Origin of the sequence: Lonsdalea populi, from assembly GCF_015999465.1 — a bacterium.
GTDB classification, from domain to species: Bacteria; Pseudomonadota; Gammaproteobacteria; order Enterobacterales; family Enterobacteriaceae; genus Lonsdalea; species Lonsdalea populi.
The window spans coordinates 2896919-2912203 of record NZ_CP065534.1; the positions used below are offsets into that span (position 1 = coordinate 2896919).

15 protein-coding genes are annotated in these 15285 nt (G+C 55.4%); 8 read left to right on the top strand and 7 right to left on the bottom strand.

What is annotated here, in order from left to right; genetic code table 11:
* Positions 1–276 precede the first annotated feature (276 nt).
* The 3 genes from ptsH to crr are packed head-to-tail and all read left to right on the top strand — an operon-like array spanning position 277 to position 2864.
* On the top strand, positions 277–534 hold the full coding sequence (gene ptsH, locus I6N93_RS12685; protein WP_085687339.1) for a phosphocarrier protein Hpr: 258 nt from the start codon (positions 277–279) through the stop codon (positions 532–534).
* A gap of 52 nt (positions 535–586) precedes the next feature.
* Positions 587–2314, top strand: coding sequence for a phosphoenolpyruvate-protein phosphotransferase PtsI (gene ptsI, locus I6N93_RS12690; RefSeq protein WP_085687337.1), 1728 nt, complete (start codon positions 587–589; stop codon positions 2312–2314).
* 40 nt (positions 2315–2354) lie between these two features.
* Positions 2355–2864: a PTS glucose transporter subunit IIA gene (gene crr / locus I6N93_RS12695; protein WP_085652243.1), complete on the top strand. Its 510-nt coding sequence runs from the start codon at positions 2355–2357 to the stop codon at positions 2862–2864.
* A 357-nt stretch (positions 2865–3221) separates the two neighbouring features.
* On the opposite strand, the gene I6N93_RS12700 is transcribed toward crr, so the two are convergent.
* Positions 3222–4571, bottom strand: coding sequence for an ATP-binding protein (locus tag I6N93_RS12700; RefSeq protein ID WP_176222540.1), 1350 nt, complete (start codon positions 4569–4571; stop codon positions 3222–3224).
* Positions 4572–4573: 2 nt separating this feature from the next.
* Positions 4574–5254 (bottom strand): response regulator transcription factor, encoded by a 681-nt coding sequence (locus tag I6N93_RS12705; RefSeq protein WP_085687333.1) that lies wholly within the window; start codon positions 5252–5254, stop codon positions 4574–4576.
* Between the two features lie 184 nt (positions 5255–5438).
* On the opposite strand from I6N93_RS12705, the gene I6N93_RS12710 reads away from it, so the two are divergent.
* Both I6N93_RS12710 and I6N93_RS12715 read left to right on the top strand, forming a co-directional pair.
* Positions 5439–6635 (top strand): efflux RND transporter periplasmic adaptor subunit, encoded by a 1197-nt coding sequence (locus tag I6N93_RS12710; protein ID WP_085687331.1) that lies wholly within the window; start codon positions 5439–5441, stop codon positions 6633–6635.
* Positions 6636–6638: 3 nt separating this feature from the next.
* Positions 6639–8612 carry a MacB family efflux pump subunit gene (locus I6N93_RS12715; protein WP_085687329.1) on the top strand — a complete coding sequence of 658 codons (1974 nt, stop codon included), beginning with the start codon at positions 6639–6641 and terminating at the stop codon, positions 8610–8612.
* A 24-nt stretch (positions 8613–8636) separates the two neighbouring features.
* On the opposite strand, the gene cysM is transcribed toward I6N93_RS12715, so the two are convergent.
* The 4 genes from cysM to I6N93_RS12735 form a co-directional block, all read right to left on the bottom strand.
* The gene (cysM, locus tag I6N93_RS12720) at positions 8637–9524 is read right to left on the bottom strand and encodes a cysteine synthase CysM (RefSeq protein WP_085687327.1); all 888 of its coding nucleotides are present in this window, start codon (positions 9522–9524) and stop codon (positions 8637–8639) included.
* A gap of 45 nt (positions 9525–9569) precedes the next feature.
* Complete coding sequence (locus I6N93_RS12725; RefSeq protein ID WP_085687325.1) at positions 9570–10469, bottom strand: Dyp-type peroxidase; 900 nt, start codon at positions 10467–10469, stop codon at positions 9570–9572.
* Positions 10470–10695: 226 nt separating this feature from the next.
* Positions 10696–11286, bottom strand: a complete 591-nt coding sequence (locus I6N93_RS12730; protein ID WP_099017429.1) for an RpoE-regulated lipoprotein — start codon at positions 11284–11286, stop codon at positions 10696–10698.
* A 157-nt stretch (positions 11287–11443) separates the two neighbouring features.
* The gene (locus I6N93_RS12735) at positions 11444–11869 is read right to left on the bottom strand and encodes a GNAT family acetyltransferase (RefSeq protein ID WP_085687324.1); all 426 of its coding nucleotides are present in this window, start codon (positions 11867–11869) and stop codon (positions 11444–11446) included.
* Between the two features lie 169 nt (positions 11870–12038).
* On the opposite strand from I6N93_RS12735, the gene hemF reads away from it, so the two are divergent.
* The 3 genes from hemF to tal all read left to right on the top strand — a co-directional run bounded on the left by hemF (position 12039) and on the right by tal (position 14549).
* Positions 12039–12974 (top strand): oxygen-dependent coproporphyrinogen oxidase, encoded by a 936-nt coding sequence (hemF, locus tag I6N93_RS12740; RefSeq protein WP_085687322.1) that lies wholly within the window; start codon positions 12039–12041, stop codon positions 12972–12974.
* Positions 12974–13426, top strand: a complete 453-nt coding sequence (locus I6N93_RS12745; RefSeq protein WP_085687320.1) for a YaiI/YqxD family protein — start codon at positions 12974–12976, stop codon at positions 13424–13426. Before hemF ends, I6N93_RS12745 begins: the two co-directional genes overlap by 1 nt.
* 172 nt (positions 13427–13598) lie before the next feature.
* Positions 13599–14549: a transaldolase gene (gene tal / locus I6N93_RS12750; protein WP_085687318.1), complete on the top strand. Its 951-nt coding sequence runs from the start codon at positions 13599–13601 to the stop codon at positions 14547–14549.
* Between the two features lie 56 nt (positions 14550–14605).
* On the opposite strand, the gene nudK is transcribed toward tal, so the two are convergent.
* Positions 14606–15187, bottom strand: a complete 582-nt coding sequence (nudK, locus tag I6N93_RS12755) for a GDP-mannose pyrophosphatase NudK (RefSeq protein WP_085687316.1) — start codon at positions 15185–15187, stop codon at positions 14606–14608.
* Positions 15188–15285 lie beyond the last annotated feature (98 nt).

Consider the following 15285-nt stretch of genomic DNA (forward strand, 5'->3'; position numbering starts at 1 on the left):
AAATTAATATCCGTCTTCCCCCCTGAAAATTTCATGATTGAGCGCAACCCGAGTCGAGTCACCAAACGGTAATCTGATTCACCTTGTGACAATGGTTGAAACTATCAGGTGGTTTACTGATATTGTATTCGAGGTAATGCTTATCCGTTCCTTGCCGCATCCCGGCCTGCCCTTGTAACATGCGCAGGGAGTTAACCATACAGGCTAAAGTTCAGTCGATAAACTAGACTTTAGTTCCACAACATCTATCTAATCCAATAAGTTGGGGAAAACCGAATGTTCCAGCAAGAAGTAACTATCACCGCGCCGAATGGCCTCCACACCCGGCCCGCCGCTCAGTTTGTTAAAGAAGCTAAAGGCTTCGTTTCTGACATTACTGTCAACTCCAACGGTAAAAGCGCCAGCGCTAAAAGCCTGTTCAAATTACAGACCCTCGGCTTGACTCAGGGCACCGTGGTTACGATCGCCGCTGAAGGTGAAGACGAGCAAAAAGCCGTTGAACATCTGGTTAAACTGATGGCTGAGCTTGAGTAACACACAGTAGCCGGTCTCTTTAGTGCACATCAGTATTAAGTAAGGTAGGGTTATGATTTCAGGTATATTGGTATCACCAGGGATTGCTTTTGGTAAGGCGCTGTTACTAAAAGACGATGAGATCGTCATCAACCGGAAAAAAATCACTGCGGAACAGGTCGATCAGGAAGTCGAGCGTTTTCTGGCTGGCCGTGCGAAAGCCTCTCAGCAGTTGGAAGCGATCAAAAACAAAGCAGCGGAAACACTGGGGCCCGAGAAAGAAGCTATTTTCGAGGGTCACATCATGCTGCTGGAAGATGAAGAGTTCGAGCAGGAAATCATATCTCTGATTAAAGATGACCGCGCCTCTGCAGACGCGGCGGCTTCTTCTGTTATTGAAAACCAGGCCAAGGCATTGGAAGAACTGGATGACGAATACCTGAAGGAGCGCGCTGCCGATATGCGTGACATCGGCAAGCGCCTGCTGAAAAACATTCTCGGCATGAATATTGTCGATCTGGGCGATATTCAGGATGAAGTCATTCTGGTTGCTAACGACCTGACCCCTTCTGAAACCGCTCAGTTGAATCTGAAGAAGGTACTGGGCTTCATCACTGATATCGGCGGCCGCACATCTCACACGTCCATTATGGCCCGTTCTCTTGAACTACCGGCGATTGTGGGTACATCGAATGCGACTCAGCAGGTCAAAAGCGGTGATTTTCTGATTCTGGATGGCGTTAACAACACCATTTACCAGAATCCGAGCCAGGACATCATCGACAAGTTGAAAGAAGTTCAGCAGCAGTTCATCTCCGAAAAACAAGAGCTGGCTAAACTGAAAGATCTACCGGCGGTCACGCTGGACGGACATCAGGTTGAAGTCTGCTCCAACATCGGTACCGTGCGCGACGTCGCGGGCGCGGAGCGTAACGGCGCGGAAGGTGTAGGTCTGTACCGTACCGAATTCCTGTTTATGGATCGTGACTCGCTGCCGACTGAAGAAGAACAATTCCAGGCGTACAAAGCCGTCGCGGAAGCCATGGGCGCTCAGGCAGTCATCGTTCGTACCATGGACATCGGCGGCGACAAAGATCTGCCATACATGAACCTGCCGAAAGAAGACAACCCGTTCCTGGGCTGGCGCGCGATCCGTATCTGTCTGGACCGTAAAGAAATTCTGCATTCACAGCTGCGCGCTATCCTGCGTGCTTCCGCCTTCGGCAAACTGCGTATCATGTTCCCGATGATTATTTCCGTCGAGGAAGTGCGCACGCTGAAAGCTGAACTGGAAATGCTGAAAGCACAACTGAAAGAAGAAGGTAAAGCCTTTGATGAATCCATCGAAGTTGGCGTCATGGTGGAAACACCCGCCGCAGCCACGATAGCCCATCATCTGGCCAAAGAAGTGGACTTCTTCAGTATTGGGACAAACGACTTAACCCAGTATACTCTGGCTGTAGATCGCGGTAATGAGCTGATTTCTCATCTCTACAATCCGATGTCCCCGGCGGTATTAACCCTGATCAAGCAAGTGATTGACGCCTCTCACGCAGAAGGCAAATGGACAGGGATGTGTGGTGAGCTCGCCGGTGACGAACGTGCTACACTACTGTTATTGGGAATGGGTCTGGATGAATTCAGCATGAGTGCCATCTCAATCCCTCGTATCAAGAAGATCATCCGTAATGCCAATTACGGCGATGCGAAGGCGCTGGCGGAACAGGCACTAGCTCAACCGACGGCGGAAGAGTTAAGCAATCTGGTAAACCGGTTCATTAAAGAAAAGACGCTTTGCTGATCCGCCATGCTGGCCCAATATTTAAGCTTAGGAGAGAATCATGGGTTTGTTCGATAAACTGAAGTCTCTGGTTTCTGATGATAAAAAAGACACCGGCAGCATTGAGATCATCGCCCCGTTGTCCGGCGAGATCGTGAACATTGAAGATGTGCCTGATGTTGTTTTCGCCGAGAAAATCGTCGGTGACGGTATTGCCATCAAACCGAACGGCAACAAAATGGTTGCTCCGGTCGATGGCACCATCGGGAAAATTTTCGAAACCAACCATGCCTTTTCCATCGAATCCGACAGCGGTATCGAACTGTTCGTTCACTTCGGTATTGATACCGTTGAACTGAAAGGCGAAGGCTTCAAACGCATCGCTGAAGAAGGTCAACGCGTTAAGAAAGGCGACACGATCATCGAATTCGATCTGCCGCTGTTAGAAGAAAAAGCGAAATCCACACTGACGCCCGTTGTTATATCCAATATGGATGAAATCAAAGAGCTGACCAAACTGAGTGGTTCTGTCGTCGTCGGCGAAACGCCGGTAATTCGCATTAAGAAATAACCACGGTTCGGTTTATACATCGACGGCGCTCAGGCGCCGTTTTTTATTGCCCGTCATCATGCCTTCGTCATCGCCGCCAGTCCCTTTATCCATAATCAATGATGCTTTATCCCACCTATCTTAACTACGGGCGCCAGACGAGAGCTAACCACCCTGTAAGCGGCATCTCCCCCTATCAAGCCGCCTATATTGAGATTAGGCAAACGCACTGACGACGATAGGGTAGATTGAAGTCAACGCTGAACAAGGAAATATTGCGTCTGAGAGGGACGATGTCAGCGGCAATCAGCCCTCTCAGATAGCAGAGGCGGGTTGCCACGCCGACAGAAGCTCCGTCGGATAGCGTTCTGGACTCCTCTATTTCCAGCGTGGCAGGCTAATACGAATCAGTAACCCACTGGACTCCTGATTCATCGCTTCAATGCGGCCACCGTGTGCCAACACCGCTTTACGAGCTATCGCCAGCCCCAGGCCGTAACCTTTGCCAGACTGCGGAGAGTCGATGCGAATAAACGGATCGAAGATGCTGGAAAGTTTGCCCTTCTCAACCCCCGGCCCCCTATCGGCAACGTCGATAAACCATTCCCGTTCGCTTTGCCTCAAGGTGACGGTGACCGTCTGCCCCTGTGAAGAAAAGCGGAGCGCGTTTCTGATGATGTTATCAAACGCGCGGCGCATCAACTCCGCCATGCCTTTAATGGTGTAATCTTCATACTCACCGGAGTTGAGAATGATCTCCACGCCCGGCACCTGCCCTTCATATCTGGCATCGTTAACGACGGCATTCACCAGCCCCAGCAGATCGAAGTATTCCTCATTAATAGCGGCATTTTCGGTACGCGACAAGGTCAGCAACTCGCCGATCATTTTGTCCATCCGCTCAGCCTCACGCTCGATGCGCTGTAGAGAGCTTTCCACATGACTGTCGTTTTGCCTCGCCAACCCAATCGCCAATTGCAGACGCGCCAGCGGCGAACGCAGCTCGTGGGAGACATCGTGTAGCAGTTGCTCTCTGGCGCTGACCAGTACCTCGAGACGCTCCACCATCGAGTCAAAGTCTCGCGCCACCTCGCTGATTTCGTCATGACGACGCCGCATCGCAGGCAGCAACCTAACAGAAAGGTCGCCCTGAGCCACTTGACCAAAACCCGCACGCAGTTGGTTCAACGGCCTGGCCAAATTCCAGGCCATCATGGCGCTGAATAATAGCCCGCTGATGGCGCCAATCCACAGTATCGGCCCCGGTATATGCAGATATCGCTGTAGCGGCGGTGGAGCAAAGCGGAACTCTTTTCTCAGCGCGTCGATATCGAAACGCAGCAAATAATGCCTGCCATCCGGGCCGATAACCTGTTGTTCCTCCATCGCAGGCTTATCACCCGCCATCGTATCGTCCAGCAGCAGCGATTCCCCGCTGTCATCCTGCCGCAACGCCGCTTCAGCATCATCCAACGTGGATGCCGAGATATAACCGCGTTCGCTTTCGGGCCAGCGCGACATCTCCTCGTAAAGCGTGGAAAGCCCCCCCTGTTGCAAAGCCTCTGACGCCAATGTCATCTGCAAGGCGATGATATGCTTACCTAGCCTGATTTCAGGCGGTTCATTACGATCGCCGTAGAAAGAAAAACCCATCCACAGCAATTGCGAAATCACAATCAAGGTCAGCCACAGCCCGACCAGGATCTTCCAGAAAAGTCTTCCCTGCATAATCAGCGAATCCGATAGCCGACGCTGCGCACCGTTTCTATCGTCAGGGTACTGCCTTCCAACGCGCTGAGTTTCTGGCGAATATTGCTAATATGAACGTCTACGCTGCGGTCATACGCCTCACGGCGGCGCCCCAGACATTTCTCCGACAGCTCATCTTTCGTCACCACACGGTCCGGAGAGCGCATCAGCAGCTCCAGCAGATTGAACTCGGAGGCCGTCAGATCAAACGAAACGCCGCGCCATTCGCTGTTGCGAGTGGATGTGTTCAACGTCAGTTCGCCGTAGGTGACCGAACCGGTATCGCTGATTTTTTCCGGTTTATCTTCATAACGCCGCAGGACCGCCCGCAATCGTGCGACCAATTCACGCGGATAGCAGGGTTTGGGGACATAATCATCCGCGCCCATTTCCAGTCCGATAACGCGATCGATGTTGTCGCCTTTCGCCGTCAGCATGATTATCGGCAACGGCTGGCTACGACGAACCTGGCGCAGCACGTCGATCCCGCTCATGTCCGGCAGCATGATGTCCAGAATCATGGCGGTGTACTGATTAGACATTGCTCCGTCAACGCCCTCTTTACCGGTCAGCACCTGCTCGGCGTTGAACCCTTCGGCCGTGAGGTACTCGCACAGCATACTTCCCAGTTCGGCATCATCATCTACCAGTAAAATTTTCATCTTGTGTTCCCGTATGTTCGTATGAAACCTATTCTCATTTGTGCCAGTATCTTACGCAGCTGCATTTACAGATTACTTACTTTCCGTTTAGACAAATCTTACGTGGGGCTTTCGATAAATAGAGTAAATTGGTGTCTTTACTACGCTTTATGTCTTCGGCCTGACTAAGGACACTGAAGTTTTGATGAAATTCCGTTTACGACCCGCCCGTTTAATTTTAATTATACTGCTCGCTATCCTTCTTGCCCTGCTCTCGCTGTTTTTGCTGCGTCCAGAAAGCAAAGTTAACTATATCACTACCCCCGTCGCCATTCGGGATCTGGAAAAAACCGTGCTGGCCGACGGCACGATTGAAGCGCAAAAGCTGGTCAGCGTAGGTGCTCAGGCGTCAGGACAAATTAGAGCATTGCCGATTTCATTGGGCGATAAAGTCCAACAAGGACAATTGCTGGCCGAAATCGACGATCTGACCCAGCAGAACGCGTTCAAAGACAGTCAGGCTGCACTGAAAAATGTGCAGGCCCAGAGGGCGGCCAAACTGGCGACGCTTAAAAACAATCAGTTGAGCTGGCGGCGTCAGGAAATGCTGATGCGAAAGGGCGTCGGCGCGCAGGCGGACTATGACAGCGCCCGTGCGACGCTCGACGCCACGCAGGCCGAAATCGCCGCGCTGGACGCCCAAATCATTCAAGCGCAAATCGCCGTCAACACCGCTCAGGTCAATCTGGGCTATACCAAAATCACTTCTCCAATGGACGGCACCATCGTCGCCATTCCGGTCGAAGCTGGGCAGACGGTCAACGCCGCGCAAAGCACGCCAACCATCGCCAAAGTCGCGAACCTGAAAACCATGACCATCGAAGCGCAGATCTCAGAGGCGGACGTGATTAAGGTTAAGCCGGGCATGCCGGTCTGGTTTACGATCCTTGGTAACCCGGATAAGCGCTATCAGGCCACGCTGCGCGCTATCGAACCTGCGCCGGAATCTCTGAGTTCTGAAACCTCGACCTCCAGCAGCAGCAGTTCCAGCAGCAGCTCGTCGTCCTCCAGCACGGCGGTGTATTACAATGGCCTGTTCGATGTGGATAATCCCGAAGAAACCCTGCGTATCTCCATGACGGCACAGGTTTACATCCTACTGGATACCGTCAAGGATGCGCTGGTGGTGCCGATGACGGCGCTGCATAACGACGCAGGGAAGACGCTGGTGCAGGTCGTGGACAACAAAGGGGATATCCACTCCCGTCCGGTCACTACCGGCATCAGCGACAATGTGTTCGTTCAGCTAATCTCCGGCGTCGACGCCGGCGAACAGGTCATCGTCAGCCAGCAAGTCGGCACGACCAACAGTCGGGCGGGCAGGCCGCCGGTGGGGTTCTAAGCCATGACGACGCCTTTATTACAGCTAAGCCACGTTTTTCGCCGTTTCGCCAACGGCGAGAAGACCGTCGACGTCCTGAAAGACATCAATTTGACGATCCGGTCGGGTGAAATGGTCGCTATCGTCGGGGCATCAGGGTCGGGAAAGTCGACCCTGATGAACATTCTCGGCTGTCTGGACAAGCCCAGCCAGGGCGACTATCTGGTGGCAGGAACGTCCACGCTGACGTTGGATAACGACCCTCTGGCCGCGCTGAGGCGCGAACACTTCGGCTTTATTTTCCAGCGTTACCACCTGCTGAGCGACCTGACGGTACAGGACAACGTGGAGATCCCGGCCGTCTATGCCGGCAAAGCGCGCCATGAACGCCAGCAACGCTCGCGCGCACTACTGACTCGGCTGGGGCTGGAAGAGCGTCTGAACTACTCGCCTAACCAGCTTTCCGGTGGCCAGCAGCAGCGCGTCAGTATCGCACGCGCCCTGATGAACGGCGGGAACGTCATTCTGGCCGACGAGCCGACTGGCGCGCTGGACAGCACCAGCGGAAACGAAGTGCTGACGATCCTAAAAGAGCTGCACCGACAGGGGCAGACGATCATCATCGTCACACACGATATGCAGGTGGCGCAGCAGGCGGAGCGCATCATTGAAATCCATGACGGTGAAATCATCGGCGACCGTCAATGCTCCCCCTCAAGCGCTTCAGACGTCCCCATCTCGGAACGGGCGGCCGCGCCTGGGCACGCGGATTCGGCAGTCAGCCCCACGTTTTCACAGTGGTGCGGTCGCTTTACCAATTCGTTTAAAATGGCGCTACGCGCGATGAGCGCCCAGCGGATGCGCACCTTTCTGACGATGTTGGGCATCATCATCGGCATAGCCTCGGTCGTGTCGGTCGTCGCACTCGGGAAAGGCACCCAGCAGCAGGTACTGAACAGCATCAATGAGATGGGCACCAGCACGCTGGAAATTTTCCCCGGTAAAGACTTTGGCGATATGCGTTCCGACGCTATCCAAACGCTGAGGGCCAGCGATATTGCGCCGCTGTCGGCACAGCCCTACGTCCATAGCATTACCCCCCTGCTCTCCTCCAGCGTAACGCTGCGTTACCGCAATGTTTCGCTGACCGCCACCGTAAACGGCGTAGGAGAGCAGTTTTTTACCGTGCGCGGCTATACCTTGTCGGAAGGGGTATCCTTTCCCTCCAACAGTATCGGTACGCTGGCGCAAGAAGTGGTTATCGATCAGAACACGCGGAATAAGCTGTTTGCTCACGGCGAAGATCCGCTGGGGCAGGTCATTCTGCTCGGTACGCTGCCGTGCCGAATTATCGGCGTGGCGACCCGCCAGCAAAACGGGTTCGGGAGCGACGAAAGCCTGAATGTATGGGTGCCCTATACCACCGCCATGTGGCGACTCGTGGGGCAATCATACCTGCGAAGCATTACCGTTCGCGTCAAAGACAATGTCGATCTCAGCGTCGCGGAGCAAGGCATCACCCAAGAGCTGACGCGTCACCATGGCAATAAAGACTTCTTCGTGATGAACACCGACAGTATTCGGCAGACCATCCAGAAAACCGGCGCCACGCTGACGCTGCTGGTGTCGCTGATTGCGGTAATTTCACTGATTGTCGGCGGAATCGGCGTGATGAACATCATGCTGGTGTCGGTGACCGAGCGCACCCGGGAGATTGGCGTGCGGATGGCGGTGGGCGCACGCACCAGCGATATCATGCAGCAATTCCTGATCGAAGCGGTGCTGGTGTGCCTGTGCGGCGGGCTGCTCGGCGTCGTGGTTTCGCTGCTTTGCGGCGGGTTGTTCAGCCTGCTGGTCAGCAGTTTCTCCCTTGTATACTCGCCCGCGTCTATCGTCGCCGCGTTCGTCTGTTCCAGCCTGATCGGTGTGATTTTCGGCTTCTTCCCCGCCCGGCGCGCCGCCAACATGCAGCCTATTTACGCGCTCGAAAGGGAATAGCCGAGAGAGAAAAGATGGCGGCGGTCAGTCAAAGACGCCGGTCGAGAGATAACGATCGCCGCGATCGCACACAATCGCAACAATGTGACTGCCCGGCTCTGCGGCGGCAATCTTGAGCGCGCCAGCCACCGCGCCGCCTGAACTCAGGCCGCACAGAAGACCTTCCTGCTGCGCCAGCAGGCGGGTCATGGCCTCGGCTTCTCGCTGAGAAACATCCAGAACGCGGTCGACCAGCTCGGGCTCGTAAATTCCCGGCGTATAGCCGGGCGACCAGCGCCGGATACCCGGTATCTGGCTGCCAGCCTGCGGTTGCAGTCCGACGGTGCAAATCGCTTCACGCTGACTTTTCAAATACCGGCTGACGCCGGTGATAGTCCCGGTGGTGCCCATACAGGAAACAAAGTGGGTCAGACGACCCGCCGTTTGACGCCAAATTTCAGGCCCGGTGCTGACGAAATGGGCTTGCGCATTGTCCGGATTGTTGAACTGGTCGAGCACATAGCCTTCTCCCGCCTCCGCCATCCGGCGCGCCTTGTCGCGCGCGCCCTCCATTCCCTCTTGCTGGCTCACCAGCAGCAGTTCGGCGCCGTAAGCGCGCATGGCGGCCTGACGCTCCAGACTCATATTTTCCGGCATCAGCAACCGCAAACGGTATCCCTTCAACGCCGCCACCATCGCCAACGCGATGCCGGTGTTGCCGCTGGTCGCTTCAATCAACGTGTCGCCGGGGGAGATCGTTCCTCGCCGCTCCGCCTGACAGATCATGCCGTAAGCGGCGCGATCCTTGATCGACCCCGCCGGATTCTGTCCTTCCAACTTGACCCAGATCTCGCTATCCGTGTGGCCTGCCAATCGCTGCAATTTCACCAGCGGCGTATTGCCGATGCAGTGTTCAAGCGCGTCTGTCTTCACGTCCTCTGCCTACCTTTCGTTGTCGGGATCGCCTCGTTTCAGTCGTTACAATGCCTGTAACCACGCCAGCGACGGAGCGAAATAGTAGCCTCCGCTCACGGCACGGGTAAAGCGCAACATCTCGTCTCGCTTGCCGTCCCGGTCACCGAACATGCTTAACAACTGTTGTTCGATATTGTGCAGGCGAGAGCAATAGGCCATGAAATAGAGTCCCTTTTTCCCGCTGGCCGTGCCGTATGGCAGGCTCTGGCGCAGAATTTTCAGCCCTTTGCCGTCCTCTTTAAGATCGACCCGGCTGAGATGAGAAGTTTCCGGACGCCGATCGGACGGCAGCTCTTCGTTCCCCTGCTTAGTGCGACCGATCATCTGTTCCTGTTTTTCCGTACTCATCCGCTGCAGCTGGCGCAGGTTATGCTCCCAGCGCTGTACGAAGACGTAGCTGCCGCCAGCGCCCGGCTGTCCATCGGGAACGATCGCGACACGATGGCGATCTTCACCCTGCGGGTTTTCAGTGCCGTCGACAAAGCCGCTCAGGTCCCGGTCTTCCAGCCAGCGGAAACCATGGGTTTCTTCTTCGACGTGAATGGCGCTGCCGAACGCGACCAGCGCCGCCTGAGCCAGACTGAAGTTCACGTCATGGCGCAGCGACTGAATGTGGATCAACAGATCTCTCTGCGTCGCCGGCGCTAATCCTTTCCCCATCGGCGTAAACGGCTTCAGTTCAGCGGCGCTGCCGTCGCAATCCAGCTCACGCCACACGTCGTGGCCAAAGGCGAGCGTCGCCCCGAGACCGGCCTCAGGAAACTGCTGCTGTAACTCGTTCAGAGAGTGACAAAATTTCTTACATCCCTGCCGGATGGCATCAAACTCTCCCTGAACTCTGGCTTCCATATAAATGGCAAAACGGCGATGCTCCAGCAAAATACCGCTTTGAATTGGCGTCATCACTCTCATTCCTCTTATTATTCAGTATGTTGTATCGTCACTGTAGCCCCAAAGATACCCAGCGCGCTTATGATACCGGATGCAATACTGATTTTGCTTTGCTTCAACGCAAAATGTTGACCAAGCCGCAACGTCGCGGGGACAAAGCGAGGAGGAGAATGTGTGGAAAAACCAATGAAAAAACCAGAAAAAGCATGGGCGGAGCCGCCCATGCCAGAGGCGTAAATCAGCGGCGCGGCTGAGCATGCCAGATGATTTTGCCGACCTTCCAACGTTGCAATATATCGTCCGGCGGCATCAGTCCATCCGGACCACTCCAGCTACCGGTAAATAGGTAGCTCACATGCTGGCTCTGCGGCGCGACACATTCTACGTCGCGCGCGCTGTCGCCCTGCCCCAGTTGGCAAGCGTCGAATGCCTTGCTGTAGAGCGAACTGAATTCATCGCCGATCTTGACGCCCCAGGCGCTGGCAGCCGACGCGTCCATCACCTCCACCTGACTGACGTGACTCTTCGGTTCGCCGTAGATCGTCACTTTCACCTGATCGTCTTTAAGCGCTTCATAGAACGCCACCAGCTTACCGTTATGCGTCCCCATTCCGCCGCGTAGCCGGTAATTTCCGTCTAAAGCGCGATCGAGCGCCGCTTCAGACATCGGCGTCCCCGAGGTGATACTACCGACGCCCGAGTCAGAGACCGTTAAAGAAGATCCGAACCAGTTCATTGGCGACAGGCTGGACCAGGACAAATGGGAAAGCGTGCCGCAGCCGGTCAGCAGCAGCGGAAGAGCCAAATATAGCGGTCGAACAGTGATCACAACCAACTCCTTAACAAAAAACGGCACCTGACTGCATGCAGATGGCTATTGGAGTCTTCTGTGAGCAGAAAGTGCCGTAAATATCGTTGTGGGGGAATACGGCCGTCAGGCCGTATTCGTAGGGGATAACATGCCGCGCCAGCACATCATCCCGCGGTTAATACTCCTGGTCTTCTATCAGGCGCTTGCCCAGCGTGATGCAGTCTGCGGTTTGATAATCCAGCTTCTCGTACATGCCGATCACCGCATCGTTATCTTCGCGCACCATCAGGTTGATTTTCGGACAGCCGCGCGCAATCAGTTTCTTTTCCAGCCGGCTGACCAGCGCATTGGCGATGCCGCGCCCGCGGAAGTCGGGATGAACGCCCAAATAGTAGGCAGAACCGCGATGACCATCATAACCCCCCATCACAGAGCCGACGATCTCTCCGTTGACTTCCGCCACCAGAAACAGATCGGGGTCGTGATTCATCTTACGTTCGATATCCATTTCCGGATCGTTCCACGGGCGCAGAAGATCACAGCGCTCCCAAAGAGTGATCACTTCTTCAAAGTCGTCTTGCCTGAATATGCGGATGTCCATCGGTAACGACCCATTATCGGTAAGTAAATGAGGTAAGTTCTGATTATCGCGTGATTCCCGTCAGACGCAACCGCAAATTGCCCTCGCCGCCTCATCGCCGCGACGGCATTTATCGACGCGGAAATCTCGTTATACTGACGGCTTTGCCACAGATGCCAAAAGGATCACGATGAGTTCTCCCGATATCGACGCGATTAAACGTTTTCTGCTCTCGTTGCAGGACACCCTCTGCCAACAGCTCGAACAGATGGACGATGCGGAAACCTTCAGGGAGGACGCCTGGGAATACGCAACCGGCGGCGGCGGACGAAGCCGAGTCCTGCGCCAGGGACAGGTCTTTGAGCAAGCCGGGGTCAACTTTTCCCACGTTTCAGGCGCGTCTCTGCCGCCTTCCGCCAGCGTTCATCGGCCGGAGCTGGCGGGATGCCGCTTTCAGGCCATCGGCGTCTCACTGGTCATTCATCCGCTCAATCCGTATGTGCCTACCAGCCATGCCAACGTGCGCTTCTTTATTGCCGAAAAAGAAAGCGAAACGCCGGTGTGGTGGTTCGGCGGCGGCTTCGACCTGACGCCGTTCTACGGCTTTGAAGAAGATGCGGTTCATTGGCATCAAACGGCGCACGACCTCTGCCAGCCCTTCGGCGAAGACATCTACCCGCGCTACAAAGCCTGGTGCGACGAGTACTTCTTCCTGAAACATCGCAACGAAGCACGGGGCATTGGCGGCCTGTTCTTCGACGACCTAAATACGCCGGATTTCGCCACCAGCTTCGCATTTATGCAGGCCGTCGGCAGAGGGTTTGCAGAGGCTTACTTGCCGATTGTCCAACGCCGTAAAGATCTGCCCTGGGGCGAACGGGAGCGCGAATTCCAGCTCTATCGCCGCGGCCGCTACGTGGAGTTCAACCTGGTCTGGGACCGCGGCACGCTGTTCGGCCTGCAAAGCGGTGGACGAACCGAATCTATTCTGATGTCGATGCCGCCGTTGGCACGCTGGGAATATCAATATGCTCCGGAGTCAGACAGCCCGGAAGCCGCGCTGTATCGGGACTTTTTGTCGCCGCGCGACTGGCTGGCGCCCAAAGGTCACGAGGAGAGCTGCTGATGGCCGTTATCTGGGTCGATGCCGACGCGTGTCCCGTCGTTATCAAGGAAGTCCTGTATCGTGCGGCAGAGCGCACGGCGACCACCGTCACCTTCGTCGCAAATCAGTCGCTGAAAGTGCCGCTCTCTCCCTATCTACACACGCTGCGCGTCGCGGCGGGATTCGACGTCGCGGACAACGAAATCGTCCGACGCGTCATGCCCGGCGATTTAGTGATCACCAGTGATATCCCGCTGGCGTCCGAAGTACTGGAAAAACAGGGCGAGGCGCTGAATCCGCGCGGAGAGCGATATACGCCGGATACCATCCGCGAGCGACTGACTCTGCGCGACTTTATGGATACCCTGCGCTCCAGCGGCATTCAGACCGGCGGCCCCAACGCGCTGAGCCAGCGCGACCGCCAGCAGTTCGCCAACCAGCTGGATCAGTGGCTGCAACGGCAGTCCCGCTAACTTCCGCTTCACCCCGATCGCGTCCCCGCGATCGGGTCATTCTATTGCCCTATTGTCTTCCTCCATCACAGTAATCAGAAAAAGCGCATGTCATTCTGTCCGGTACTGATGCAGGGTATGTGATTACCACCCTGAGTTTTCGTCGATCCGTTTATTATTCCAGGAGTCATGCATGAACCAACTCGATGCCCTTAAACAGTTCACCGTCGTGGTGGCTGACAGCGGCGATATCGATTCAATCCGGCATTTCGCACCGCAGGATGCCACCACCAATCCTTCGCTGATCCTGAAAGCCGCCAGCTTGCCCTCCTATCAGTCGCTGTTTACCGACGCGCTGGACTATGCCCGCCGACAGGGCGGATCGCGCGAAACGCAGCTGATTAACGCCAGCGACCAGTTGGCCGTCAATATTGGCGCAGAGGTGTTGAAAAGCATTCCAGGGCGAATCTCAACCGAAGTAGATGCGCGCCTCTCATTTGACCGGGGCATGTGCGTCACAAAAGCCCGTAAGCTGATCGGACTGTATGAACGTATGGACATTCCCCGCTCACGCATTCTGATCAAGCTGGCCGCCACCTGGGAAGGGATCCAAGCCGCCGAAGCGCTGGAGAAGGAAGGAATTAACTGCAACCTGACGCTGCTGTTCTCGTTTGCGCAGGCGCGGGCCTGTGCGGAAGCGGGCGTATATCTGATCTCGCCGTTCGTCGGCCGCATCTACGACTGGTATCAGGCGCGGGAGCCGAATGCAGACTACTCGGCAGAGCAGGATCCGGGCGTACAGTCCGTCAAACGCATCTACGACTACTACAAGCAGCACCGCTACGAGACCGTCGTCATGGGCGCCAGCTTCCGCAACGTTGAACAGGTGCTTGCGCTGGCTGGCTGCGACCGCCTGACTCTCTCTCCGCATCTGCTGGAGCAGTTGAAAAACAGCGAAGCGCCGGTGGAGCGCAAGCTTACCCCGGCGACGGAAGGGCTCTATCAGGCCTCGCCGCTTCCCGAAGCCGAATTCCGCTGGCTCCACAATCAGGACGCCATGGCGGTCGAGAAGCTGGCGGAAGGGATACGTCTGTTCGCCGCGGATCAGCAGAAGCTTGAAGACCTGCTGGCCGCGCAGCTGTAACAGGAAAAAAGAGGACGCGGGGCGAATTTCATCGCTCCGCGCTGATATTCAATTGACTACGATTTGACGAACCAGCCCTGGATCTGGGCGTACTGCAAGAGCATGATGGTCTTGGCGTCTTTGATTCGCCCGTCCTTCATCATGGCGACAGCCTCGGTAAAGGGCAGTTCAACCACTTCGATATCTTCATCGTCAATCCCGCCGCCACGGTTATCCCGCAAGGAATCATCGTATTGCGCGGCAAAAAAGTGGATGATTTCAGTCACGCCGCCCGGCGACATATAGGCTTCAAACAGTTTTTCGACGTCTCTGACGGCGTAGCCTGTCTCTTCTATGGCTTCGTTTCTTACGCAGTCTTCAGGAGAGTGATCGTCCAGCATTCCGGCGCAGGCTTCCAGCAGCATCCCACTCTCATTGCCGTTTAAGTATGTCGGCAAACGAAATTGACGCGTTAGGACCACACTGCCTTTTTCTCGGTTGTACAACAGAATCGTTGCCCCATTTCCCCGGTCATAGACCTCGCGGATCTGCCGAACGACTTCGCCATTTTTTCTTTTAAAATCATAAATATATTTATTCAGCACGAACCACTGGTCTGACAGCAATTTCTGTTTAATGATGGTGATCGATGACGTCATGCAAGGCCCTCAGTCTTAACTTATGTCAATCTGTAGCGAGACAATCCCCAATACTCCCGGTCGCCGGAAAATACCGACCCGACGACCTGGGCGCAGAG

What these genes read in the sequence shown, in the direction of transcription:
- ptsH (WP_085687339.1), top strand. Translation starts at nt 277, where the DNA reads ATGTTCCAGCAAGAAGTAACTATCACCGCGCCGAATGGCCTCCACACC.
- ptsI (WP_085687337.1), top strand. Translation starts at nt 587, where the DNA reads ATGATTTCAGGTATATTGGTATCACCAGGGATTGCTTTTGGTAAGGCG.
- crr (WP_085652243.1), top strand. Translation starts at nt 2,355, where the DNA reads ATGGGTTTGTTCGATAAACTGAAGTCTCTGGTTTCTGATGATAAAAAA.
- I6N93_RS12700 (WP_176222540.1), bottom strand. Translation starts at nt 4,571, where the DNA reads ATGCAGGGAAGACTTTTCTGGAAGATCCTGGTCGGGCTGTGGCTGACC.
- I6N93_RS12705 (WP_085687333.1), bottom strand. Translation starts at nt 5,254, where the DNA reads ATGAAAATTTTACTGGTAGATGATGATGCCGAACTGGGAAGTATGCTG.
- I6N93_RS12710 (WP_085687331.1), top strand. Translation starts at nt 5,439, where the DNA reads ATGAAATTCCGTTTACGACCCGCCCGTTTAATTTTAATTATACTGCTC.
- I6N93_RS12715 (WP_085687329.1), top strand. Translation starts at nt 6,639, where the DNA reads ATGACGACGCCTTTATTACAGCTAAGCCACGTTTTTCGCCGTTTCGCC.
- I6N93_RS12725 (WP_085687325.1), bottom strand. Translation starts at nt 10,469, where the DNA reads ATGACGCCAATTCAAAGCGGTATTTTGCTGGAGCATCGCCGTTTTGCC.
- I6N93_RS12735 (WP_085687324.1), bottom strand. Translation starts at nt 11,869, where the DNA reads ATGGACATCCGCATATTCAGGCAAGACGACTTTGAAGAAGTGATCACT.
- hemF (WP_085687322.1), top strand. Translation starts at nt 12,039, where the DNA reads ATGAGTTCTCCCGATATCGACGCGATTAAACGTTTTCTGCTCTCGTTG.
- I6N93_RS12745 (WP_085687320.1), top strand. Translation starts at nt 12,974, where the DNA reads ATGGCCGTTATCTGGGTCGATGCCGACGCGTGTCCCGTCGTTATCAAG.
- tal (WP_085687318.1), top strand. Translation starts at nt 13,599, where the DNA reads ATGAACCAACTCGATGCCCTTAAACAGTTCACCGTCGTGGTGGCTGAC.
- nudK (WP_085687316.1), bottom strand. Translation starts at nt 15,187, where the DNA reads ATGACGTCATCGATCACCATCATTAAACAGAAATTGCTGTCAGACCAG.